Source organism: Pseudomonas paraversuta, assembly GCF_904063065.1.
In the GTDB taxonomy this organism is placed as follows: Bacteria; Pseudomonadota; Gammaproteobacteria; order Pseudomonadales; family Pseudomonadaceae; genus Aquipseudomonas; species Aquipseudomonas paraversuta.
In genome coordinates this window covers 1-512 of sequence record NZ_CAJFCL010000033.1, presented here as the reverse complement: position 1 = coordinate 512, position 512 = coordinate 1, and the positions used below count along the sequence as shown (strand labels likewise).

The following is a 512-nucleotide window of genomic DNA, read 5'->3' as shown; positions in this document are numbered from 1 at the left end:
TTGACGACCATAGAGCATTGGAACCACCTGATCCCATCCCGAACTCAGAAGTGAAACGATGCATCGCCGATGGTAGTGTGGGGTTTCCCCATGTGAGAGTAGGTCATCGTCAAGATTAAATTCCAAAATCCCTGTCTGCTCACGCAGACGGGGATTTTGTTTTTGTATAAGTACAAGCTTTATATAAAGCCTGTACTGCTAATCAAGTCGTTTACCTGGTTAGCACTTCGGTTATCTCAATCGAAAGAAGCAGGAATTAAGGTGTTGACAGCAGCGTGTAACGCTGTAGAATTCGCCTCCCGCTAACGAGAGATCGAAAGCGCAAGTGGTTGATGTTACAAAGGAAACTTTGAAAACATCTGAAAATAACCACTTGACAGCAACAGAGGCTGCTGTAGAATGCGCGCCTCGGTTGAGCGAAAGCTTAACCAACCGCTCTTTAACAACTGAATCAAGCAATTCGTGTGGGTGCTTGTGGAGTCAGACTGATAGTCAACAAGATTATCAGCATC

At 45.1% G+C, this 512-nt stretch carries 1 rRNA gene; it reads left to right on the top strand.

Annotated features, from left to right (window positions below):
* Nucleotides 1-115, top strand: a 5S ribosomal RNA gene (gene rrf / locus JQ845_RS22790).
* The last annotated feature ends 397 nt before the right edge of the window (nucleotides 116-512 follow it).